Genomic DNA, 23,448 nt, shown 5'->3' on the forward strand with positions numbered 1-23,448 from the left:
CCATGAAGCCACTGCTGCGCGTTGTACTGATCCTCGATGCGTTGTTGCTGCTGGCGTTCGGCCTGCTGTTCGTGCTGACGCCTTGGACCTCGCTGTACGACGCGTTGCAACTGGTGCCAACGGAGCCGATGCTGGTCGGCCAGGCGTTCGGCGTCGCGCTGATCGGGCTCGCGTGGCTCGCGGTGCATGCGTCGTTCGACGGGGCGCTGACCTCGACGGTCGCGAAGGTCGTCGGTCATGTGCACTGGCTGATCGGCGTGCTGATGCTGGTCTGGCTGCTGGGGCTGCATACGCCGTCGCTGACCGGTATCGGCCAGATGGTGGCGGTGCTGGCCGGTGTCGTGCTGGTGGTGATCGGGCTCGGCGGCGTGCGACTGTCGGGTGCGGTGCGGCGGCGCGAGAAGGGGATCGTGGTCAAGCCCTCGTCGAGCAAGGCCGACAGTCGTGCCGATAAGCGTGCCGCGAAAGAGGCCGAAAAGGATGCCGCACGGCAGCGTGAACCCGAACGCGACAACGCGCGCGAGCCACGTGCCTCAGCGGGCTTTCCGGTCTATCACGCCGAGCCGGTGCCAGAGCCCGTCGTGCCGGTCACGCGGCCGGCCAATCCGGCTTCCGCGGCTTCCGTTGCCACTCCCGCGCCGCTTCATCCGGCCGCAAGCGAGCCCGGCCAGAGCGAGTCCGAACGCGCCGCGCGCGACACCAGCAACGACGTGCCCGGCGCACCCCGCCCGCCGTTTCATGGTTGAAGCGCCGCGCGCCAGGCCGTTTGCCGAAGCTAGCGGATTTCGTTCGCGCGCATCGCAGGCGGCGAGTTCCGTGGTTGGCCGCGCCCTTGTGCTTCATCGTAATGTTGGCGGTCCGCTCCGCGCCAAGACCGTCGCCGCGCGGACCGCTTTGAATTCGACGCCGCGCCTCGCGCGCGGCATTCCGTATCCGCTCACTTCTGATTCCGTCCGCTGCCATGCATGACAAGATCCTGATTCTCGACTTCGGTTCGCAAGTCACCCAACTGATTGCACGTCGCGTTCGCGAAGCCAACGTGTATTCGGAAATCCATCCGTACGACGTCGACGCGTCGTTCATCCGCGACTTCGCGCCGAAGGGCGTGATTCTGTCGGGCGGCCCGAGCTCGGTCACCGAGGAAGACACGCCGCGCGTGCCGCAAGCCGTGTTCGAACTCGGCGTGCCGGTGCTCGGCATCTGCTACGGCATGCAGGCGATGGCGCAGCAGCTCGGCGGCAAGGTCGACATCGGTCATCTGCGCGAATTCGGCTACGCCGAAGTGCGCGCGCGCAACCATACGAGCCTGCTCGAAGGCATCAGCGACTTCACCACGTCCGAAGGCCACGGCATGCTGAAGGTATGGATGAGCCACGGCGACAAGGTGCTGGAGATGCCGCCGGGTTTCGCGCTGATGGCATCGACGGAATCGTGCCCGATCGCCGCGATGGCCGACGAGCAGCGCCGCTTCTATGGCCTGCAATGGCATCCGGAAGTCACGCACACGGTGCAGGGCCGCGCGATGCTCGAGCGCTTCGTGCTGCAGATCTGCGGCGCGAAGGCCGATTGGGAAATGGGCCACTACATCGACGAAGCCGTCGCGAAGATTCGCGAGCAGGTCGGTAACGAGCACGTCATTCTGGGCTTGTCGGGCGGCGTGGATTCGTCGGTGGCGGCGGCGCTGCTGCACCGCGCGATCGGCGATCAACTGACCTGCGTGTTCGTCGACCATGGCCTGCTGCGCCTGAACGAAGCCGAGCAGGTGATGGCGCTGTTCGCCGATCACCTTGGCGTGAAGGTGATTCACGTCGACGCGAGCCAAGCATTCCTCGGTAAGCTCGCCGGCGTGACCGATCCTGAAGCGAAGCGCAAGATCATCGGCGCGGAGTTCGTCGAAGTGTTCCAGGCCGAAGCCGGCAAGCTGACCGACGCGAAGTGGCTGGCACAAGGCACGATCTATCCGGACGTGATCGAATCGGCGGGCAAGGGCAAGAAGGCCGCGCAAACCATCAAGAGCCACCACAACGTCGGTGGTCTGCCGGAGACGCTGAACCTGAAGCTGCTCGAACCGCTGCGCGAGCTGTTCAAGGACGAAGTGCGCGAGCTTGGCGTGAAGCTGGGTCTGCCGCACTCGATGGTGTATCGCCATCCGTTCCCGGGTCCGGGTCTGGGCGTGCGGATCCTCGGCGAAGTGAAGCGCGATTTCGCGGACCTGCTGCGCCGCGCGGACGCGATTTTCATCGAGACGCTGCGCGACACGATCGACAAGGAAACCGGCAAGTCGTGGTACGACCTGACGAGCCAGGCATTCGCGGTGTTCCTGCCGGTCAAGAGCGTCGGCGTGATGGGCGACGGGCGCACCTACGAGTACGTCGTCGCGTTGCGCGCGGTGCAGACGCTCGACTTCATGACCGCGCATTGGGCGCATCTGCCGCATGAACTGCTTGGGCATGTGTCGAACCGGATCATCAACGAAGTGCGCGGGATCAACCGGGTCGTCTACGACATCTCGGGGAAGCCGCCTGCGACGATCGAGTGGGAGTGAGGGTAAAAATATCTCAATTAAATCAATGGCTTACGAGGTGTGTTCGGATTGTCTATCAGAGTGCAACGTTGCCTCTAAGTATTTGATTTTTAATGAATATATCCACCATTCCGTAGAAAGCTGGGCGTCTTCGACGGTATCAAGGACGGTACAAGTATCGCTAAACCGGACGGTATGGTTCCGTTCGAAATTCGGGTTTCAATTGTTACCGTCAATGCGATTCCGGGCATGACGGTAAAGTTTTCCCCGAAAAGCTAGACTCCGCGTGGGTTTGCGGGCGTCTGTAGGTCTTGTGGTTGGTGACGGTAAAAAGTCGTCCCAACCACGCGCCTGTAGTGGCGGAAAGTTGGCCAGGTGAAGAAAAGCCGCACCCTGCGGCTTTTCTGCGCACTCGTCATGCCAGTCGGAGCATGAGTGTGAGGGTATGAATCGGAGACGGTGTGAGCCCGTACGACTCATAGAAAGCCGCTGCGTGTGCGTCAATCGCATGCACAAGCATCGCACGTACGCCAAGATCTTTTGCGATCGAGCTAGCGCGATTGAGGGCGTCCTTCAAAAGGGCAGCGCCGAGTTGGATGCCTTTTGTATTTACGTCTCGCGCTAGCCGGCCAAGCACAACCACCGGAATTGGATCCGGCATATTTCGACGAACGTTGCCGGTTGCATCGACATGGGCAACGGCTCCAGCCGCGAGGGCATAGGAGCCGTAGACGCGGCCGGTATCATCGGTCGTTACAAATACACGGCTTGTCCCACTGTTGTGGTTATTCAGGGCGCGCCGCTTCAGCCCAGTCGTCAAGCTCCGGCCTTCCGCAGGAAAAGCTGGCAACGTCGTGCTCGGCCAGCAGCGGCTGCGGAGCAGAAAGCTTCCGATTCATTCGCTGTTTTCATTCCAAGGTGTTTTCACGTCCATAAGACGTGCAAGACCCGCGTTTGCGACTTTCGGTGCGTCTAGCAATTCGGTGAACTGCTTAAATTTTTCCGAATCAAGCCCAAAGAAAGTGCGATCCAGGACGACGGCCTGAGCGCGCTCGCAAGCGGCCTCCAACATAAAGTCAGAGCGGTTTTTGCCAAGCAGGCTCGCTGCGTAATCGATCAGATCACGTTGCTCTGGCAAGGCGCGAAGATTAATAGGTGCGTCGCGCATGATGCACTCCATACTGTATATACGATAGATATACGTATGATGGAGCAATGTATATCTGATGTCAGTACGCGCCGTGGCTGAATCAGTCAGGTTTCAGCCTGGCGACTGGATCGAGAATTGCCTGGATCGACGGGTAGAGCTACGTGCCGAAACTATTGCCCGAGAATGTGGTAGTGCCGGTGCTGAGTGCCACCTTGTGTGTCGAATCTGCGGGCGATGGAGGACGAGGCCCGGGATATTCTGTGTGGCCTCTTTTTTACCGAGCCGGTAGGCAATCAAGGACGCCTTACGGACTCGATCCGGGGGGCGGATTCAGCCGTTGGCGGATTGACTTGACTGGATCTGCCCGCGTGGGAGGCAATCCGAGACCCGCTGGACTTCGCATTGTTTGAGCGGGTCGGTCGCGCAAATATCACGTCAAGTCATGACTAGCAAACACTCTTCCACCAAGTCACGTCGATCCTCGAAGCTTTCCCGCATCCACGCCCCCGATCACATGTCGCCCGCCGACTGGCAGCGCGCCTTGCGTCGGCAATTCGGGCAAGAGCAAGCGTTCTCGCTGGAGAATCTCGGGACGGAGACGTATTTCTCCGAATTCCGCGTCGGCAATCCGGAGTCGAACTTCAGCTATCGCGTGTCGATTCGTGGGACCTGCCCGGGCGACAACTTTTGCGACTGTCCCGATTACGCCACCAACGAACTCGGCACCTGCAAGCACATTGAATTTACCTTGTCGCGACTGCTGCGCAAGCGAGGCGCAAAGGCGGCCTTCGCCCGTGGTTATCAGCCCGCATTCTCGGAGCTGTATTTGCGAAACGAGGGAGGGCGAGCGGTCCATTTTCGCGCCGGCGCGGATTGTCCGGCAAAGGTAGCCAAAGCGGCCGCCGCTTTGTTCGACGAGTCTCGGCGATGGCATCTGCCGGAGGACCGTTTCGAAGATCTCGGGCGCTTTCTCTCCAGGGTGGCGAAGGCCGGGCACGAATTGCGCGCCCATGACGACGCGCTCGACTTCATCGCTGGCCGAAACGATGCGGCGCGCCGTGCCAGGATGCTCGACGGGCAGTTTCCGCAAGGAGGGGCGACGCCCTCGCTGAAGAAGCTGCTCAAGGTGCCGCTCTATCCGTACCAGGCCGAAGGCGCATTGTTCGCCGTGCGTGCCGGGCGCGCCTTGATCGGCGACGAAATGGGCCTCGGCAAGACGGTGCAGGCCGTCGCGGCGGCGGAAATCCTGATCCGGCATTTTGGCGTGTCGAGAGTGCTGGTGATTTGCCCGACTTCGCTCAAGTATCAGTGGCAGAGCGAGATCACGCGGTTCTCCGGCCACGCTTCGAGGGTAGTCGCGGGCGGCCTTGCCCAGAGGCGGGGCGAATATGCGGCCCAGGATCTCTACAAGATCACCAACTATGAGAAGCTGAAATCGGACCTTGACATGATTTCCGCGTGGGCGCCGGAGCTGGTCATCGTCGACGAGGCGCAGCGCATCAAGAACTGGAACACCATTGCGGCGAAGGCTCTCAAGCGAATCGACAGCCCCTATGCCGTCGTGCTGACGGGAACGCCTCTCGAAAACAAGCTGGAGGAACTCGTTTCCATCGTTCAATTCGTCGACCAGCACCGTCTTGGGCCCACGTGGAAGCTGCTGCACGAACATCAGGTCAAGGACGAGGCGGGACGCGTGACGGGATACACGGGCCTCGAGAAGATCAGCCAGACCCTGGCACCGATCATGATACGGCGTCGCAAGTCCGAGGTGCTGCTGCAGTTGCCCGGGCGCACCGACCAGAATCTGCTGGTGCCCATGACCGAGCTGCAGATGGCGTATCACACGGAAAACGCGGACATCGTGGCCAAAATCGTCCGGCGCTGGCGTAACACCAGGTTTCTGTCGGATCAGGACCAGCGGCGCCTCACCTGTGCTTTGCAGAACATGCGCATGTCGTGCAACAGCACCTATCTGCTGGACCAGGAAACCGATCATGGCGTGAAGGCCGACGAGCTGGCGACGTTGTTCGAGTCGCTTTTCACGCAGCCGGACGAGAAAGTCGTGGTGTTCAGTCAATGGACGCGCACGCATGAGATAGTCATTCGCCGGCTCAAGAAGCTCGGCATCGGCTACGTCAGCTTCCATGGCGGCGTGCCGTCGGAAAATCGGCCCGCGCTGGTGCAGCGCTTTCGGGACGATTCGGACTGTCGGGTATTTCTGTCGACGGACGCAGGTAGCACGGGGCTCAACCTCCAGCACGCGTCGACGCTCGTGAACATGGATCTGCCGTGGAACCCGGCGGTGCTGGAACAGCGCATCGCGCGCATCTATCGGTTGGGCCAGAAAAAGCCGGTACAAGTCGTCAATTACATCGCGAAGGGAACGATCGAGGAGGGCATGCTGTCGGTGCTGGCTTTCAAGCGCTCGCTGGCGGAAGGCATCCTCGATGGCGGCGCCAGCGAAATTCTGCTCGGTGGTTCGCGCCTGACCCGCTTCATGAAGGATGTCGAAAACGTCGCGGGGCGCATGGGAGAGAGCGAGGTCATGGCCGCGGCGGAGGAAGCCGCGAGCGGCGCAGTCGTGTCCGGCGACGCGGCGCGTGACGCGAGCGTCGTGGAAACCGACCTCGCCGGTACCGGCGAGCGGCTTCAAGCTTCGACCATCGATACAGCGCAACGAGGCGCGTCCATCGAACCGTGGTCAGGGTTGCTGCAGTTCGGCGCGGCGCTAGCGTCGGCGTTGAATGAGCCGGGCGATGGCGCGGTGTCCGCACACCCGTGGGTCGAGCGCGATGCCGTGACGGGCGCGCGAAGTCTCAAGTTGCCGCTGCCATCTCCCGAGACGGCAAGACGACTGGCTGAGGTGCTGTCGACGATCTCGGATGCTCTGCTGCGCAACGGCAGCGCAAACTAAAGTCGCTGAACGTGGGAGTCGGGGCAGGCATCTTCGAGGCGGCCTGCTTCGAGTCGTATTCGAGTTGTACCTGGCGGTGAGATGGGGAAGTTCTAAGCGCAAGCCCGCTCTTCGAGCGCCGCCCTGACCCACCCGAATCCCACGCGCTCCTGCTCGAGCCGCAATCCATGGCGAATCCGGTTGTCGCGGAGGTCATCGAAGAGTTCCCGCTCTCTGGCAGTGAGCCGCGGCAGATCGCGCGTGACCTGATCGCCTTCTTCTCCCCAGAACGCTTCATGCGCCACCAGCGTCGCGCGGTCCATCAAGAACGATCCAACATGCGGGAGCCGGCTGCGCAATTGATCGAGAATGGCGAAGCCGTGCGTGTCGATGTCGCCCCAGTAGTGGAGCGCACAGTCCGTGAGCCATCGCGCCGGCTCGAGAGCTTCCCAACCGTAGCCCGCCCCGAAGAGCACGATCGACTGTGGAACGTCGGGAAACGCCAAAAAATTTATCTCGTTTTCCGTAATGAACACGTGGCGGCATGGCAGTGTGAGGCGCGCGAAGCTGTCAGCGTCGAGTGCGATGTCGGGCCGGCCCATGCCAGGCAGAACGGCGAGCCTGTCATCGAGCGCGCGAAATCGAATCCGAGGCGGCTTCTCGCGGAACCCGTAGCGAGCAGCGAATTGGGCGGCGGCTGTCCGGCTGCTGTCGATTGACTCCGACGGCAGCACGAGATCGAGCCATTGGGCGAGGACGCCGCGCCGCGCCTCGATGAATTTCGTGTCGACGTTGGCGATTTCGGCCTGGCGAAGATATACGCCCGGCTGCGGATGTGCTTGCAGCCAATCGACGACTGCCAGCAGTCGTTCCCAATCGCCTGCGAATTCGAGTGCTTGCAACGGGCGCTGCGCAAGCCACGTGGTGAGCTTCGGCTGGCGCGAGCGTGTGATTTCGAGCAGCCGCTCGAACTGCGCTGCGTCGCGGCGCTTGCCGGCGACCGCGAGCGCATCGTCCAGACTGTCCACCCAAGCTGCTTGTGGCAAACGCTGCAGGCCGAGAATGCGATGATTGATTTCTCGCCATTCGATGCGTACGCGCGGTGTCGCGGCAATCTCCGCGATCCATGCGCGTACCGCGTCGAAGCGTTCGGCCAATTCGGACGAGCTCGGGCCTTTTATCGTTAGACGTAGTGGGAACAGCCCCTCGGTGCCGTCTACGAGGCTCCGCAGCCATTCGCCACGCTCCCATAGGCGCTGGAGGCGAACGCGCAGTTCGGCGGTCGTGGTCCAATTCATTGCTCGAACTCCGCCTTGCGCGCGCGGTACTCCTCGATCGACAGGTTGCGCAGCTTCGAGGCGCGTCCGCCCTCGTTCTGAACGAATCCGACGCTCGAAACGAACGGCTCGATGATGTGAATCTTCTGCAGCGGCGTGACGATCAGCAATTGCAGGTTCAGTTTTTGAAACAATGTGAGACCGTATTGCGCCGATTCGTCGGAGCCTCGTCCAAACGCCTCGTCGATGACGACGAAGCGGAACGATCGAGAACGCACGGCGCCCCATTCGAGGCCGAACTGATAGGCGAGACTCGCGGCAAGGATCGTATAGGCGAGTTTTTCCTTCTGGCCGCCCGATTTACCGCCCGAGTCCGAATAGTGCTCGTATTCGCTGTCGTCCTCACGCCAACGCTCGCTGGCGGCGAACAGAAACCAGTTGCGCACGTCGGTCACTTTGGCGCGCCAGCGCCGGTCCTGCTCGGTCAACCCTTCGCGGCCGCGGAAGCGGTCAATGATCCGTTTGACTTGCAGGAACTTGGTCTCCGAGTATTGGCTATCGTCCGAGCCGGTGAGTTCGCCCTCGGTGCAAGCACGCAGGTCGCTCTGGAATTCGCGGATCTCCGCGTCGGGGCTGGACTGACTCTCGAGGACGATGTATCGGCCCGCGTTGTAGTCGATTTGTCGCAACGATTCGTTGATGCGTTCGATACGTTCCTTGATCGTTTGCCGTTCGCGGGCGAGCTGGCCGTGGAAGTTGGCGATCTCGTTGATCGTATTGACGTTGAGCAGCTCTTTGAAACGCGCTTCGAAGCGCGGCAGATCGTCCGCTTGCAGCCGCGCGAGCATGTCACGGTACTCTGAGGTCGCGTCGAGGCTCGCATCGAAGTCGGCCGTTTCGAGCTTGTAGGCATCCTTGAAGGCCGCCATGGCCTTGACGATTTTTTCGGCAAGGCGGCCGAGCGACTTCGTTTCGTTGTCGATACGGGTTGTCAACGTCTCTCGCACGTCCCGCTCGCGGTTGTCGCATGACTCGACGGAAAGCTGGTGTTCGCCGAGAATCTCCGCTCGCAGCGCCTCGATTCGCTCGGCAAGTTCGGCATTCACTTGCGCAACGAGCGCGTGCGTCTCGTCGCGCAACGTTTGCGCTGCCTCCCGCCTGGCCAGGATACCGCCCAGTTCCGAGTCGGTTTCCGAGATCGCCGCTTCACTCTCTGTCAACGACGCTTGCGCCGAGTCCAATTGGGCCGTTAGCTCCGCGAGGGCGTCGCTTGCCGCTTCGAGGCGGGCTTTTTCGTCTGCCAGACGTGCGATCGCGGTCGCGCAGCTTCCCCAGTCGATGTCGCGGAAGTCGACGAACTCGCCGATGCGCGCAAGCGCTTCGAGCTGCTCGCGCACCTTCGCGTGCTCGCTTTGAGCTTCTTCAAGCTTCTGTCCGATCTCGCCAAGCCGAACCTCGAGCGCTCGCCGTTGGGCTTCGAGGGCGGCAATTTTGGCCGTGTTGCTCCAACCCAGCACGTAGCGGCTGCGATCGTCAAGCGCGCGGCGGTCGTCTTTTTCGTGGCGCTCGCCAAGCGCTTTCGCCTGGCCCGCACGCGTGATCGCGCGCATCTCGCGCCGAAACTGCTCCTGCGTATCGCAGCATGCATAGTCGAACCGGCGGCCGATTTCGCGCTCGAGCCAGCCATAGAACAGCGAATCGGGCTTGATCGCGAGTTTGTGCGCGAGCGAGTGGCGGTGTAGCTCGATGGCCTCGGCTGCGCGCGCGGCGCGTTCAGAGCGCACGCGAAAGTAGACGAGCCGCCCCCGGAGATGAGTGCGATCGACCCACGCCGCGACGTTCGCATAGTGCTCGTCGGGCACGAGCAGCGACAGGCCGAAGTTGTGCAGGACGCGCTCGGCGGCGCCCTCCCAATCGCGCGCATCCTCTTGCACCTGAATGAGTTCGCCGGCGAACGGCAGGGCGTCTTCCTCCAGACCGAGCGCCGAGCATAGGCTCGCCCGCATCGCGACTTGTTCCTTCGGGATGTTGTTACGTCGAGCTTTCAGGCTCGCGATTTCGTCCTCTAGCAGATCACGCTGCGCTTTCCCTTCGCGAAAGGCCACGCTCCATTCGGTAATCGCATTTTGCTCTTGCGCTTCGTCGTCGACGAGCGAGCTGCGCCGCTCGGCCAGACGTTGGCGTTGGGAAGCGAATGCGGCCTCATCCGTGGCCTCGGTTTCGCCGAGCAGCGTAACGATGGCGGCATAGCGTTGCGCGCGTTCGCGGCGACGCGCGCTTTCTCGCTCGTGCTGGCGGATTTCGACCTCGAGTTGCGCGATGCGATCGCCGCCTTGCTCGGCCACGGCGCGGCGCAAATCGTCCACGCGCTGGCGCGCCTGGTCGCGCGCTTCTTCGTGCCGCGCCTTGCGTGATATTGCACGCGCGTGGTCCTCGTCGAGCAATTGGAGGCGGCGCTCGATGAGGCCGAGCTTGAGCCCGGCGAAGTAGGGTTTCAGTGCTTCACGGCACGCTCGCCAGCCTTCGAGAACGTGTCCTTGCTCGCTGTGGCGATCGCAGTCGTCGACGAGCGGTGTCAGCAGTTCCACCTGGCGCTTGGCTTTCAGTACCGCCTCGTGCGCGCGATTCAGATCGTCGAAGTGCGTGATCAGTGCGTCGACGCGCGGTGCGACGTCGAACGGCTCAAGCATGTGGCTGCGTACGAAGTCGGTGAGATTGCCCACCGATTTCATCGATACCGTTTGATGGAAGAGCTCGAGCGCTTGCTCGTTTTCGATTCCAAAGCGCCGCCGGAACCAGGCGCTGTATTTCGGAAATGTGTCCTCGATTTCGGCACCCAGCCCGCGCAGCTTTTTGCGCAGCTGTGCGATGTCGGTGCCGAAGCGCGAGAAGTCAGCGGCGATCGAGAGGTCGCGTTCGGCACAGACGAAGAATCGCGCGGGTTGAGCGTGTGCGTCTTTCATCCAGAACACCTGCGCGAGTGTGACTGTGGCATCGTACCCGGCGTTACGAAACACGCCCAAAACCACCGAATAGCTGTTATGGTCGCGCAGGCTCACGGGCCTGGCCGTCCCCGTGACCTCGTTGCGCTCCGACTTGTAGTAGCCAAGCACATACGAGCGTAACGTACGTTCCTTGCTGTCCGCGCCTGCCGCCTTGTTGTAGGCGATGCGCTGCGCGGGCACGAGGAGGGTGGTGATGGCGTCGACGAGCGTCGACTTTCCGGAGCCGATGTCTCCTGTCAGCAGGCCGTTGCGGCCATCGACCCGCAGCACCCAGACTCGTTGGTCGAAGGTTCCCCAATTGAAAACCTCGAGCCGCTCGAGGCGAAAGCCCGTCAGGGCGTCGTCGACGGCAAAATCGAGGCCGAGCGTGCGCGGCTCATTCATCGCGACTCTCCTGTTGGTCAGAAACCGTCGAATCTTGAAGGTGGTGCGCCCGATAGCTCGCGAGCCGCGCGTCGAAATCGAGCAGCCATTGCGCATCGACGAACGCCTTGAGAATGCGCCGCACCTCGAATGTGGGCGGTCCGCTCGTGGTCTTCATCCGGCGTAGGAAGCCGAGCTCGACGATCTTGTTCACGTGTGTATCGATTTGATCGACCAGGCGCGCCTCGTGTGGTGCTCGCGGGAAGGAATACGCGTACGAGCTCGACGATGTCCTCGCGCGCAAGGACGAGCCGCGTGTCGCCGCCGCCAGCATCCCATTCCGCCAGCTTCTTTCGCAGCAGCGCGAGCAGCAGGCTCACGGGGAACGAGAGTGGACGCCGGGCAACGAGCCGGGGTAGCTGAGCCTGTTCCCCATCGACTTCGGCGTCATGCGCGGCGCGGCTTTTTACGAAGGCGTAGCCTTCCGCCTCGTCCACGACGAGCTCGAGGCCAAGCACGGCGACGTAGTCGCGCGCGTGCGTCTGCAATTCGAGCAGTGCGGCCCAGAGGCGCTCGTTTCCATCACGATAAACCACGCCCTTGAGCAGCGCGATGGCAACTGTCGACAAATCACCTCGACCAGGCGACGAGGCTTGCTGTTCTTCCGTCATCTCTACCTTGTGAAAATCACACGCGGCATCGTCGTGCGCTTAATGATTGGTGTTCCGTTGGCGTCGTTCGCCTGCCACTCGATCGTATCGGAAATGGTCTCGTCGACGGTCGCGCGAAATGATCCAGCTTCGGCGCTCAGTTGCAAATAGGCGACGAGCTCGGCGAGCCCATGCTCGAGAGGCTGCGAAGCGGTCAGTTCGGCTAGCGTCACTTGCGGCCGATCTTGCAGGCATCGACGGATATGGCCTGCGAGGCGCGCGCGATCGACGACGATCTGCGTGTAGAGTGCCGAGGCATCGAGGTTCGCCTCACCGGTTTCGATTGAGACGTTGGCAATGAGAGGGCGCAGCGCCGGCGCGTAAAGCGGGCGTTCCATCGGCAGCTCGATGTCAGTGGATGCGGTCTCGATCTCCATGACGGAGCCTGGTGGGGGCCCTTCGCGCAGCGCAAGCGCTTTCGTTTCGATACCGCGCAGAATGTCCATGATGCGGCGGTTTTCGAGCCACGCTTGATCGTCGAGGAAGCGTCGAAGCTGCTGCGAGAGCTGAGCTACCGTGCGCTGCGTATGCTCGCCGGCTTCCAGCCAGTCATAGTGGACGCGCCGCGTGCGCGCGTCGGGCCTCATTTCCATGACCGCCGGCAGCGCCAGCACGCGCTCGAGCCGTTTCGAGAGTTCCTCTTGACGGCGGCTCGACATCAGGAAGTCCCAAAACGCCCGGAAGCTGCTGCCCTGGTCCGAATCGGCGATCGCGTCGCGCTCGCCCATGATTTCCTCGATGAGCGCACCCTTCGATCCTTCCCAGAGCGCGATTCGCTCGCGCACATGTCGGTCCAGCAGCCGAAAGTTTTGTTCGACTTCACGGAAATCCGTGAGCAGGTCGCGCGCCATTTGCATGAATTGCTGAAAGCGGTCCTTGAGCGCGGCATCGTCGAGCAGCCGAACGTCACCGGCCTCCACGCGGGCGATTTCTTCATCGATCTGGCCGCGCCGCGTGTGGAGCTCGGCAAGACGCTTTTCGGGGTCCGCCTCGCTGCCTTCGCCCATCTGCCGCAGCAGCTCGAAAAGTGTCAAGAGCCTCGATTCCGTGCCGACAAAGCTGCGTTCCGTCAGCGTGCCGAGCCACGCGATCGCTTTCTCCGTGGCGGGTGTCAGGTCGAACTGCGGTTCATCGGAACCTTGGCGATAGTACTTGCGCAACCATCCCTTTTCAGGGCTGGCCCAGTCGTTCAGATACTCGAGCGCCGGCTTCGGGAAGGCGTCATCGCCGAGTTGTTCGCGCAACGCGTAAAGCTCATCTTCGAGTGCTTCGGCAAGAAGCGGAGCCGCCACCACGCGCACGTTTGGCGCGACGAACACGCGGTGCAGGAAGCTGACAGCGAGCGGCGCGTGGTCGGAGCGTAACAGGCGCCAAGCGGGATGGCGCGTGCGCAGCGCATCGAGGGTAGGGTAGTCGAGGGGCATCGGTGCGAGATGACGGGTTCGGCACCCCTGAGGAGATCGCCGAACTTTGGCTCAAAAGGCCAGTATCCTACTCCGACTATCATCCCAATTTTGCAAGGCTCCGCTCTGGAATGAGTCTCACGGTGTTTCTGGCGGTGTACGTGGACGCCCGCGCAGGGGTTCGCTCACGGTATCGACGACGGTATCGAATCGGCTTCAGATGCTCGGTCTTGCTGGCTTTTTTAACGGAGCGGGTGCCGATTGTCCAATGCCGTGCAATGGAAGCCATTAACTGCCGAGCCAGAATTTCGGTATGACTGACGGCATCGACGCCGCGTGACCAGGCGGAAACGCCGTTCCCACAAGGCTCCAGCCGGCTGATTGACGATCGAGTGGGAGTGATTGGACGCCCCGCACGTACCGGCACGATCGGAGGACCTGATGCGCCGGGATACGCTGGCAATTCTGTTCTCGCAACGACACCTCGCCCTTGCACCGCGCGCGACGACTACCGCGGCGCTCGCGCGATCAGATCGTCGAGCAGCGCCGCGTAGGTGGCGACCAGCTGACGGTTCCTGGCAGGTAGCTGCCGCCGCGACTCGCGTCAGAACCCGAAGACCCGCAGCGCGTTGTTGCCGCGGATCGCGTCGCATTGCTCCTTCGGCAGACGCGCGGTGTTGGCGAACGCGCCGCGAATGTCGTACACCTGATGCGGCCAGTCGGTGCCGAACATCACGCGATCCGCGCCGACCACCGAGACGAGAAATTCGAACGACGCCGGGCTGTACGTGATGCAGTCGTAGTAGATATGGCGCAGATAATCGATCGGCTTGCGCTTCATCTTGCGACGTTGCGGGATCTCGACCTCGTTGCCTTTCTCGAAGCGGCCCGCCAGATAAGGCAACGCGCCGCCCGCATGTGACGCGATGAGCTTCAGATTCGGATACTGATCGAAGAAGCCTTCGAAGATCATGCGCGTGATGGCGAGCGTCGTGTCGAACATGAAACCGACCGCCCAGCTCAGATCGAACTTCGTCATGTCCATCAGATCGACGCCGGGCGGATCGGTCGGATGCACGAGCACCGGCAACGCGCGACGGTCGATCTCGGCCCAGATCGGCGCGAACATCGGATCGGTGAGGCTGCGTCCCGCGATGTTCGCGAGCACCATCACGCCGCTCGCGCCGTTCTCGCAGGTGCGGTGCAGTTCTTCGAGCGCCGCTTCCGGATATTCCCACGGCAGCGACGTGAACCAGCGGATGCGGCCGGGATATCTGGCCTGTGCTTCGGCGATCGTGTCGTTCGATTCGCGCGCGGCGAGGCAACTGGTTGCCTGATCGCCCCAGTACACGTTCGGGCAGGTCAGCGACACGACCGAAATATCGATGCCCGATTCATCCATCTGGCGGATCCGCATGTCGAAATCGAAGTGGCCTTTTTGCGGAATCACGACCGGCGTGTTGCCGCGAAACACTTCCTGCTGACCGTCGGGGCGCGTCTGAATGTTGTACGCACCGCCGCGCTGCCGCAGCAGTTCGAGCCATTTGTGCGTGAAGATGTGCGTATGAACGTCAATGACAGGCATGCGGGATCTCCCGGAGAAAGTGCGGGTAAGAGGAAAACGGGGATGAGCGGGCTACTGGGTGGCGAACTCGTTCACCGGCGCGGCGCGGCGTTTCAGCATGAACGCGCCGATCAGGCCGAGCGCGAAGAACACCGCGCAGAAATGCGCAGGCATCATGTTGTTGCCAGTCACGTGCAGCAGCCACGTCAGCACCATCGGCGAGAAGCCGCCGAAAACGGCCGCGCCGATGTTGTACGAGATCGCGAGGCCGGTCGAGCGCACTTCGGTCGGAAACAGGCCGGCGAGCGCGGTCGGAATCGGCGCGTTCGACGCGCTGATCAGCAGCGCGAAGCCGAGTTCGACGGACATGATCGACGCGAACGACGGCGCGTTGACGATCCAGTAGTAAGCGGGGTACAGCACGACGAGAAACAGCGCGAGCGCGACGCGAATCATGCGCTCGCCGCCGATGCGATCCGCGAGATGACCGAATAGAGGAATCGTCACCACGCGCAGCAGCACGCTCGCGAGCAGCACGGAAAACGGCAGCGTCACCGGCATATGCAGGTTCTGCACCGCGTAAATCGGCAGATACGTGATGATCACGTAGGCCATCACGTTGAGCGCGGCCGACAGCGCGGTCGCGACGAACAACTCGCGCGGATAGTGCATCACGACGCGCGAGAACGGCACCTTCACACGCGCGCCAAGCTTCTGGAACGCCTCGGTTTCGGGCAGGTTGCGGCGGATATAGAAGCCGACCGGGCCGATCAGCAGACCAAGCAGGAACGGAATGCGCCATGCCCACGACTCGAGCGCCTCATGCGTGAACAGATGCGTGAGCGCGCTGCCCATCGCGACCGCGAGCAACGCGCCCAGGGCCTGCGCGAACATCTGCCAGCTGCCATACAGATTGCGGCGCGCTGTCGGTGCATATTCGATCAACATCGCGGTCGCGGTGCCGAATTCGCCGCCGGCCGAAATGCCCTGCAACAGACGCGCGCACAGCACGATCGCCGGCGCGATCAGGCCGATCTGCTGGAAGCCGGGGGTGAGCGCGATCATCGCGGCGGCCACCGTCATCATCGCGATGACGAGCGTGAGGCCTGCCTTGCGGCCTTTGCGGTCCGCGTACATGCCCAGCAGAATCCCGCCGAGCGGCCGCACGACGAAGCCCGCGCCGAACGTCGCCGTGGTGAGCATCAGCGCGGCGTACTCGCTGTGGCTGGGGAAGAACTGCTTCGCGATGATGATCGACAGAAACCCGAACACGACGAAGTCGTACCACTCGAGCACATTGCCGAGCGTCGACGCCATTGCGCCGATCAAGCGTTTGCGCGAATCGATTGCTGTCACGACTGTCTCCTGTCGTTTTTTGAACGGCTGTGCGCTGCGTAGGAGAGCAATGTAGGGTACTGTCCGAATGAAAACAATCGAACAAAATCAATGGTCCCATAAAGTAACTTTATGATTGCGCTTCCATGACTCCAACCATCAAACAGTTGCGTGCATTCGCGCTCGTCTGCCGTTTCGGCGTGCTGACGCGCGCTGCCGACGAGATGTTCATCACCCAGCCCGCGGTCAGCGTATTGATCCGGCAAATGGAGGTGGCGCTCGGCCTGCGGCTGTTCGACCGCACGTCGCGCTCGTTGCGGCCGACCGCGGCCGCGCATGAAATCCTGCCGACCGTCGAGCGGATGCTGCGTGATCTCGAGTCGATCCAGTCGAGCGTGAAGGAGCTGGCCGGGCGCGAGCGCGGTCGGCTGCGCTTCGCGGCGACGCCGTCGATCGCGGCGGCGATCGTGCCGAAACTGCTCGCCGAATATCGCGCGCTGTACCCGAATATCGAGGTCTCGGTCGACGACGCCGCGCCCGATCGCCTGACCGCGTCGACGCTGACGGGCGACGTCGAGTTCGGCATCGGCACGATCAGCGAGCGCCCCGAGGGCATCACGCTGCAATGCCTCGCGCGCGACAACTTGTGCGCGATCTGCCGCAAGGATTCGGCACTCGCGAAAAAGCGGCGTGTGAGCTGGAAGGATGCGCTGCAGTATCCGTGGCTCGGCATCAAGTCGACGAGCGGCATCCGCAAGTTGATCGACGAAACGTTGTTCACGCTCGGCATGCGCAAGGCGGTCGAGTACGAAGTGTCCTATATGACGACCGGGCTTTCGATGGTGCAGGCCGGTCTCGGCATCGCGATTTTTCCGGGCATTCTGCTCGGGTCGTTTCCACATCGCGATCTGGTCGCGCGCAGGCTCGAAGCGCCGCTCGTCACACGCGACGTGAATCTGATCCGACGCGCCGAGCATTCGCTGTCGCCGGCGGCCGAGTCGTTTATCGAGCTTTGGTACAAACGCATCGGCAAGCCGGCCGATCTGTAGCGCGTCGCAGTTGCACACGGCCTGTCATACTGTATGAATATACAGTATCATGACTGCAATGGGCCGCTTGTGCGGCGGTGTGCGCATCGACGGAAAGAATCAGCGAAGGAACGAGGCGCGATGCCTGAACAACTGTGGTTGCCCGGGCTCGAGGCGCCGTCTCCGCCCACCGACGGGCTCTTTTTCGCGGTCTATCCCGATGCCAATACCGCGGCCGGTATCGCGAAGTTCGCGCAGCAGCTTTGTGCGGAGGCACGCATGCGCAGCGGCGTGCGTAGCGGCGGGCACAGCGGCGTGCGCGGCAAACCGCTCGCGGCGAACCGCTTGCACGTCACGCTCAGGCATCTCGGCAATTTCGCGGGCGGCTTGCCGGCGAATGTGGTCGAGGCGGCGAAACGGGCGGCCGCGGCGGTCAGCATGGCGCCATTTACGGTCGAATTCGACGCGGTCGCCAGCTTCGCGAAAAGGCCGCGGCATGGGCCGGCGGTGCTGGTGGGCGAGCACGGTGTGCACGGACTGCAAGCGCTTCACGATGCGCTCGAAGCGGGCTTGCGCGACGACGGCATCGAGCCCGACGCACGTTTTACGCCGCACATGACGCTGGCGTACGGGATGCAGTGGATCGAGCGCCATACGGCCGAGGCGGCGTGCTGGAATGTGCGCGAGTTTGCGCTGATGCACAGCCTGCTGGGACGGACCAGACATGTCGTCCTCGCGCGTTGGCCGTTGGTGGGGCCGAGCTGAGGGAGGGGCATAGGCCACCTCGGTAACGAATTCGCGGCTGTTTCGCGAGGCGCCGGCTAGAACCGCACGCTCGTCCCGCAGCCCCCGGCATAGGCTCCGCCGCTCGCCGCGGCGCCACCGCAAAAAACGCCGCAGCCGGAAAGCAGCGCGGCCGCGGTAATCGCCGCCAGCGCGCTACGCACGCCGATCCGCCGAGACGCTTGGACGGGAAGAGCACTGGGACGGCCGATCGGTTTGAATGGCATGGCGGCGTCAAATTCGACGAGAGGGAACCTCTGCGTGCCGCGCCGGTTAAGCGCCGCGCGCGTTGTGCGACTTGATGACTTACTCTAAGTCCACGCTGAAGCACCGTCAAATGCCGGGTTGCCGGCAAATCGGCGCCTTTATGCCGTCAAGTGAGCACGGAGCGTCCGTGCGCTCCCTGATAGAATGCTCGGGCCGCAACGTTGTGGATTGCAGATGAAATTGCTTGATGCGCTTGTCGAACAGCGTATTGCCGCCGCCGCTGCGCGCGGAGAATTCGACGACTTGCCGGGAGCGGGCGCGCCGCTGGCCCTTGACGACGATGCGTTGGTGCCGGAAGAGGTGCGCGTCGCCAACCGGATTCTGAAAAATGCGGGCTTCGTGCCGCCCGCCGTCGAGCAGCTTCGCGCGTTGCGCGATCTGCAAACGGAGCTGAATGCCGTGAGCGATCAGCCGACCCGTTGCCGTTTTCAGGCGCGCATGCTCGCGCTCGATATGGCGCTCGAATCGCTGCGCGGCGGCCCGATGGTCCTGCCGCGCGAATATTGCCGCCGCATCGCGGAGCGTCTCTCTGAGCGCGTGGGCAATGTCGATGTGGCCGCCGCGGGTTCGCAGTGAACGAGCCGCTCCCGTGTGCCGCCTCGATCGGCTCTTCTGCGCAAGCCGAGGCCGGTGAGAAATCCGTTGGCGCTTGCGTCGGCGCGGTCTTCGCACCGGCGGCTGATCACCCGATGGCCGCTGCCGCCATCCCTCCCGGAAATTCCGACGCTCCCATCATCTCCGAACGCGACCTGCGCTTCATGACGCTCGCTCAGGCCGCCGCCGAAGAAGCGCGCGCAGCCGGCGAAGTACCGGTCGGCGCGGTGCTCGTGCGCGGTGACGAAGTCATCGCCACGGGCTTCAATCATCCGATCGGCGCGCATGACCCGTCCGCGCACGCCGAAATGGTCGCGCTGCGCGCAGCCGCGCAGTCGCTCCAAAACTACCGTCTGCCGGGTTGCGAACTCTATGTGACGCTCGAGCCTTGCCTGATGTGCGCCGGCGCGATCATGCACGCGCGCATCGCCCGTGTCGTGTTCGGCGCGCGCGATCCAAAAACCGGCGCGTGCGGCAGCGTGGTCGATGCGTTCGCGAATCCTCAGTTGAACCATCACGCGACGGTCAGCGGCGGCGTCCTCGAAGCCGAATGTGGTGCCGCGCTCAGGTCGTTTTTTGCCGAACGGCGTCGGACGAGTCGCGCAGCCCGCGCGGCGGCGCGTGACGAAACGGCTGAAGCGGCCGTTGACACCGCCACACCCTCCAGCAGCGAACCGCCCCCAACCACGCCGCTCTAAAACAACAACGCCCAACGGGTCTCGCCATGACCGCTTCTCGCACCATCGAACTGATTGCGCCATCCGGCTATCCGCATGATCCGGAGGTGCTGCATCGCGCGCTGCATCGGCTGCGTGCGCAGGGGCATCGAGTCGACGGCGAGGAGGCCGCGAAGCGCCGCTACCAGCGCTTCGCCGGCACCGACGGCGAGCGCGCGGCCGATCTGAACCGGCTCGCCGATCCATCGCGTGAGCTGCCCGATGTCGTGTTGGCCGTGCGCGGCGGCTACGGCGCGGTGCGGATTCTGCACGGTCTCGACTACGAAGGGCTGCAGCGGCGGCTCGCCGATCAGCCGATAGCGCTGGTCGGTCACAGCGACTTCACCGCGATCCAACTGGCGCTGCTCGCGCGGGCCGGCTTGAAGACCTTCGGCGGCCCGATGCTGATGAGTGATTTCGGCGCCGAGCAGCTCAGCGAATTCACGATGCGGCATTTCTGGTCGGCGTTGACGCAGCCGACCATCACGGTCGCGAGCGACACGCCGCAAGCGCAGAGCGTCGACGTAACGGGCACGCTGTGGGGCGGCAATCTGGCGGTGGTTGCGTCGCTTGTCGGCACGCCGTACATGCCGCCGGTGCAGGGTGGAATCCTGTTCGTCGAGGACGTCAACGAGCAGCCGTTCCGCATCGAGCGGATGATCTATCAACTGCATCTGGCCGGCATCCTCGCGCAGCAGAAGGCGCTCGTGCTCGGTGATTTCTCGGGCGGCAAGCCGTACGACTACGACAACGGCTACGACCTGCACGCGATGGTCGAGCAAGTGCGCTCGCTGATCGGCATTCCTGTCGTGACGGGGCTGCAGTTCGGGCACGTTCATAACATGGTGACGCTGCCGGTCGGCGCGGCCGCGCATCTGGTCGCCAATGCGCATGGCTTCAGGCTGACGGCGTCGGGCTATCCGAGCATTGGCTGAAGCCGTCGTGGGCGGGGCGGAGGCGGGCGGATCGCTCGCTTTTTTTTGCGTCAGTAACGCAACTAACTGTCAGCATTTCCACACTCACCACCTCCCACACCCATCGCCAATGTTTTCAGTTTTTGTTGACAAAAACTGGCTGCCAGTACTCATCTTGGCACTATCAAAACCGGGTAAGATTCCCGCCAGACAGCCGCGCAGCTTGGCTCACAGCCTTCCGCTGACGCAACACAGCACAAAAACTGTCGAAAATCGACGCAAAAATTGTTGACAATATTTGTGTCCGTCCTATGATGACCAACATACCGAGACGCCAATCATGTCCGACACCGAATCCGTCGCGAACAGTTCGAAGCCCGAAGCAATCGCCGAGCGCATCCGCGCGGCGATCCTCGAGCACCGGCTGGCACCCGGCGCGAAGCTCACCGAAGCTCAGCTATGCGAAGTATTCGGTGTGAAGCGCGGCCCCATCCGCCAGGCGCTGTCGCAGCTGGCGACTGAGCGCCTCGTCGATCTCGAGCCGAATCGTGGCGCGTTCGTCGCGAGTCCGTCGTTGCAGGAGGTGCACGAGGTGTTCGAAATGCGCCGCATCATCGAGCTGGCCGTCGTCGAAAAGATCTGTAGCGGACACGGCATGCGGCGTCTGAAGAACATCGGCGGCATGATCGGCCGGGAACGCAAGGCATTCGAAACGCGGGATTTTCCGGCATGGATCCGCTTGTCGGGCGAGTTTCATACGGAGCTCGCGAACCTGACCGGCAACTCAGTGCTGTGCGATTGCCTGAACGGGCTGGTCGCGCGTTCCACGCTGATTTCCGCGCTGTACGAATCGCTCGGACGCAGCCCGTGCTCGTTCGAGGACCACGAAGCGATTCTCGCCGCGCTCGACGCCGGCGATGCGAAGCAGGCGGCCGCGCTGATGTCGCGCCATCTGCAAAGCGTCGAGTTGAAGATGCTGGAGCGCCCCGCGCGCGGGGCAGCGGATCTGCATGAAGTATTCGGCGCGCTTGCGTCGAAAGAAGCATCCACCTAGACAGAGCCGAAGCCGACTCCACCCCAGGCTGAGGCAAGCAGCAGGCGAGCGCCCGTTCGTGGTGCGCGCCGCACTGAATTGAACTGAACCGATAGATGCACGGCCAGGCGGCCTCGCGTGAGCGCCGCCGGCCTGAACACGCACGTCCGTCGCGAGACGACGGAGCTCGGGTAGCGACGCATCGCCGGAAAGCCGCGGCGGCTGGCGATGCGACAACCACAAGTACGTCAGTACGGAGACACGCGCGGCACGGTCCGGAACCACGACGCCGACTTCTTCGACCCACGCGGGACGAGAAGCGAGCAACTGGCATGGCCGATGCAATGTCCGTCGATGCTCTTTCGACGGTCCCTATCCAAAGGAGGAATCATGGCTCAGTTCAGTGCAGCGCCAGGCAGTCACCCCATCTCCAACTATCCGGACGGCACGGCTCAAACCGATCCGTCGATGCCGGCCGGCTACAGCGAGCGGCTCTACAACAAGGACCTCGCGCCGCTGCGCGCGCAGAACTGGAGCGCGTACAACATCTTCGCGTTCTGGATGTCGGACGTGCATAGCGTGGGTGGTTATGTATTCGCGGGAAGTCTGTTCGCGCTCGGCCTGACGAGCTGGCAGGTGCTGGTGTCGCTGCTGATCGGCATCACGCTCGTGAACGTGCTGTGCAACCTGATCGCGAAGCCGAGCCAACTGAACGGCGTGCCGTATCCGGTCGCGTGCCGCGCGACCTTCGGCGTGCTCGGCGCGAATGTCCCCGCAGTGATCCGCGGCCTGATCGCGGTCGCGTGGTATGGCATCCAGACCTATCTCGCGTCGAGCGCGCTCGTGATCGTCGTGCTGAAGTTCGTGCCGCAACTGCTGCCGTATGCGGACGTGCATCGGCATGGTCTGCTCGGTCTGTCGACGCTCGGCTGGGCGGGCTTCATGCTGCTGTGGGTACTGCAGGCGCTGGTGTTCTGGCACGGCATGGAGACCATCAAGAAGTTCATCGACTTTGCCGGGCCAGCCGTCTACGTCGTGATGTTCATTCTCGCCGGCTACATGGTGTATCGCGCGGGTTGGCGCAACATCGGCATCAACCTCGGCGGCGTCAAATATCACGGCATGGAAGTGGTACCGGTGATGATCACGGCGATCTCGCTGGTGGTGTCGTACTTCTCCGGACCGATGCTGAATTTCGGTGACTTCTCGCGCTACGGCAGGAGCTTTCGCAGCGTCAAGCGCGGCAACTTCTGGGGCCTGCCGATCAACTTCCTCGCGTTCTCGCTCGTCACGGTGATCACCACCGCGGCCACGCTGCCGGTGTTCGGCGAACTGATTACGGACCCGGTCGAGACGGTGGGCCGCATCGACTATCCGATGGCCGTGATTCTCGGCGCGCTGACCTTCACGATCGCGACGATCGGCATCAACATCGTCGCGAACTTCGTGTCGCCGGCCTTCGACTTCTCGAACGTTGCACCGCGTCTGATCAGCTGGCGCGCGGGCGGCATGCTCGCGGCGGTTGCGTCGGTGTTCATCACGCCGTGGAACCTGTTCAACAATCCGGCCGTGATCCACTACACGCTCGACGTGCTCGGCAGCTTCATCGGGCCTTTGTACGGCGTCCTGATCGTCGACTTCTACCTCGTCAAGCGTCAGAAGATCGTGCTCGACGATCTGTACACGGTCGCGCCGAGCGGCTCGTACTGGTATCGCAACGGCGTCAACTATCGCGCGGTGGCCGCGTTGCTGCCGGCCGCGCTGATCGCGGTGATCTGCGTGATGGTGCCGGGGCTCGACGGCTGCGCGAATTTCTCGTGGTTCATCGGCGCGGGACTCGGCATGCTGTTTTACCGGATGCTCGCACGCTGAGTTTCACTGGCTTTCGT

The 23,448-nt window shown here is 62.9% G+C and carries 16 protein-coding genes and 1 pseudogene; 10 read left to right on the plus strand and 7 right to left on the minus strand.

The features are described 5' to 3' along the window. Positions 1 to 2 precede the first annotated feature (2 nt). Both OKW35_RS35095 and guaA read left to right on the plus strand, forming a co-directional pair. Complete coding sequence (locus OKW35_RS35095; protein WP_184056874.1) at positions 3 to 746, plus strand: hypothetical protein; 744 nt, start codon at positions 3 to 5, stop codon at positions 744 to 746. Positions 747 to 961: 215 nt separating this feature from the next. Continuing rightward, positions 962 to 2,545, plus strand: coding sequence for a glutamine-hydrolyzing GMP synthase (guaA, locus tag OKW35_RS35100; RefSeq protein WP_090800560.1), 1,584 nt, complete (start codon positions 962 to 964; stop codon positions 2,543 to 2,545). An 874-nt stretch (positions 2,546 to 3,419) separates the two neighbouring features. Here guaA and OKW35_RS35105 read toward each other — a convergent pair. Beyond that, positions 3,420 to 3,692, minus strand: coding sequence for a DUF1778 domain-containing protein (locus OKW35_RS35105; protein ID WP_184003951.1), 273 nt, complete (start codon positions 3,690 to 3,692; stop codon positions 3,420 to 3,422). A gap of 424 nt (positions 3,693 to 4,116) precedes the next feature. Here OKW35_RS35105 and OKW35_RS35110 point away from each other — a divergent pair, with 424 nt between their 5' ends. Next, positions 4,117 to 6,588, plus strand: coding sequence for a DEAD/DEAH box helicase (locus OKW35_RS35110; RefSeq protein ID WP_429554455.1), 2,472 nt, complete (start codon positions 4,117 to 4,119; stop codon positions 6,586 to 6,588). Between the two features lie 92 nt (positions 6,589 to 6,680). Here the strand turns inward: OKW35_RS35110 and OKW35_RS35115 are convergent, their stop codons facing one another. From OKW35_RS35115 to OKW35_RS35140, 6 genes and pseudogenes are all read right to left on the minus strand, one after another. After that, positions 6,681 to 7,865, minus strand: a complete 1,185-nt coding sequence (locus OKW35_RS35115) for a DUF3322 domain-containing protein (protein ID WP_429554456.1) — start codon at positions 7,863 to 7,865, stop codon at positions 6,681 to 6,683. Beyond that, the gene (locus OKW35_RS35120; RefSeq protein WP_429554457.1) at positions 7,862 to 11,233 is read right to left on the minus strand and encodes an ATP-binding protein; all 3,372 of its coding nucleotides are present in this window, start codon (positions 11,231 to 11,233) and stop codon (positions 7,862 to 7,864) included. The genes OKW35_RS35115 and OKW35_RS35120 overlap by 4 nt, the downstream gene beginning before the upstream one ends. After that, positions 11,226 to 11,883: pseudogene (locus OKW35_RS35125) on the minus strand (DUF4194 domain-containing protein). The gene OKW35_RS35120 and the pseudogene OKW35_RS35125 overlap by 8 nt, the downstream one beginning before the upstream one ends. 2 nt (positions 11,884 to 11,885) lie before the next feature. Continuing rightward, positions 11,886 to 13,346, minus strand: a complete 1,461-nt coding sequence (locus OKW35_RS35130; RefSeq protein ID WP_429554458.1) for a DUF3375 domain-containing protein — start codon at positions 13,344 to 13,346, stop codon at positions 11,886 to 11,888. A gap of 583 nt (positions 13,347 to 13,929) precedes the next feature. Continuing rightward, on the minus strand, positions 13,930 to 14,910 hold the full coding sequence (locus tag OKW35_RS35135; RefSeq protein WP_429554459.1) for an amidohydrolase family protein: 981 nt from the start codon (positions 14,908 to 14,910) through the stop codon (positions 13,930 to 13,932). 51 nt (positions 14,911 to 14,961) lie between these two features. Next, on the minus strand, positions 14,962 to 16,245 hold the full coding sequence (locus tag OKW35_RS35140; protein ID WP_429360902.1) for an MFS transporter: 1,284 nt from the start codon (positions 16,243 to 16,245) through the stop codon (positions 14,962 to 14,964). A 125-nt stretch (positions 16,246 to 16,370) separates the two neighbouring features. On the opposite strand from OKW35_RS35140, the gene OKW35_RS35145 reads away from it, so the two are divergent. The 7 genes from OKW35_RS35145 (at position 16,371) to OKW35_RS35175 (ending at position 23,431) form a co-directional block, all read left to right on the plus strand. Further along, on the plus strand, positions 16,371 to 17,273 hold the full coding sequence (locus OKW35_RS35145; RefSeq protein WP_184056838.1) for a LysR family transcriptional regulator: 903 nt from the start codon (positions 16,371 to 16,373) through the stop codon (positions 17,271 to 17,273). A gap of 120 nt (positions 17,274 to 17,393) precedes the next feature. Then, positions 17,394 to 18,017: a 2'-5' RNA ligase family protein gene (locus tag OKW35_RS35150; protein ID WP_429554460.1), complete on the plus strand. Its 624-nt coding sequence runs from the start codon at positions 17,394 to 17,396 to the stop codon at positions 18,015 to 18,017. A gap of 459 nt (positions 18,018 to 18,476) precedes the next feature. Continuing rightward, entirely contained in the window at positions 18,477 to 18,878 is a 402-nt protein-coding gene (locus OKW35_RS35155; protein ID WP_429554461.1) for a DnaJ family domain-containing protein, read from the plus strand. Next, positions 18,875 to 19,594, plus strand: coding sequence for a tRNA adenosine(34) deaminase TadA (gene tadA, locus OKW35_RS35160; RefSeq protein ID WP_429554462.1), 720 nt, complete (start codon positions 18,875 to 18,877; stop codon positions 19,592 to 19,594). The genes OKW35_RS35155 and tadA overlap by 4 nt, the downstream gene beginning before the upstream one ends. A gap of 26 nt (positions 19,595 to 19,620) precedes the next feature. Beyond that, positions 19,621 to 20,547 carry a muramoyltetrapeptide carboxypeptidase gene (ldcA, locus tag OKW35_RS35165; RefSeq protein WP_429355696.1) on the plus strand — a complete coding sequence of 309 codons (927 nt, stop codon included), beginning with the start codon at positions 19,621 to 19,623 and terminating at the stop codon, positions 20,545 to 20,547. A gap of 319 nt (positions 20,548 to 20,866) precedes the next feature. Then, a complete protein-coding gene (locus OKW35_RS35170; protein ID WP_429554463.1) occupies positions 20,867 to 21,580 on the plus strand; it encodes a GntR family transcriptional regulator in 714 nt (237 codons plus the stop codon). A 369-nt stretch (positions 21,581 to 21,949) separates the two neighbouring features. Next, entirely contained in the window at positions 21,950 to 23,431 is a 1,482-nt protein-coding gene (locus OKW35_RS35175) for an NCS1 family nucleobase:cation symporter-1 (RefSeq protein ID WP_429554464.1), read from the plus strand. Positions 23,432 to 23,448: the final 17 nt, after the last annotated feature.

Origin of the sequence: Paraburkholderia sp. MM5477-R1, from assembly GCF_050436385.1 — a bacterium.
In the GTDB taxonomy this organism is placed as follows: Bacteria; Pseudomonadota; Gammaproteobacteria; order Burkholderiales; family Burkholderiaceae; genus Paraburkholderia; species Paraburkholderia tuberum.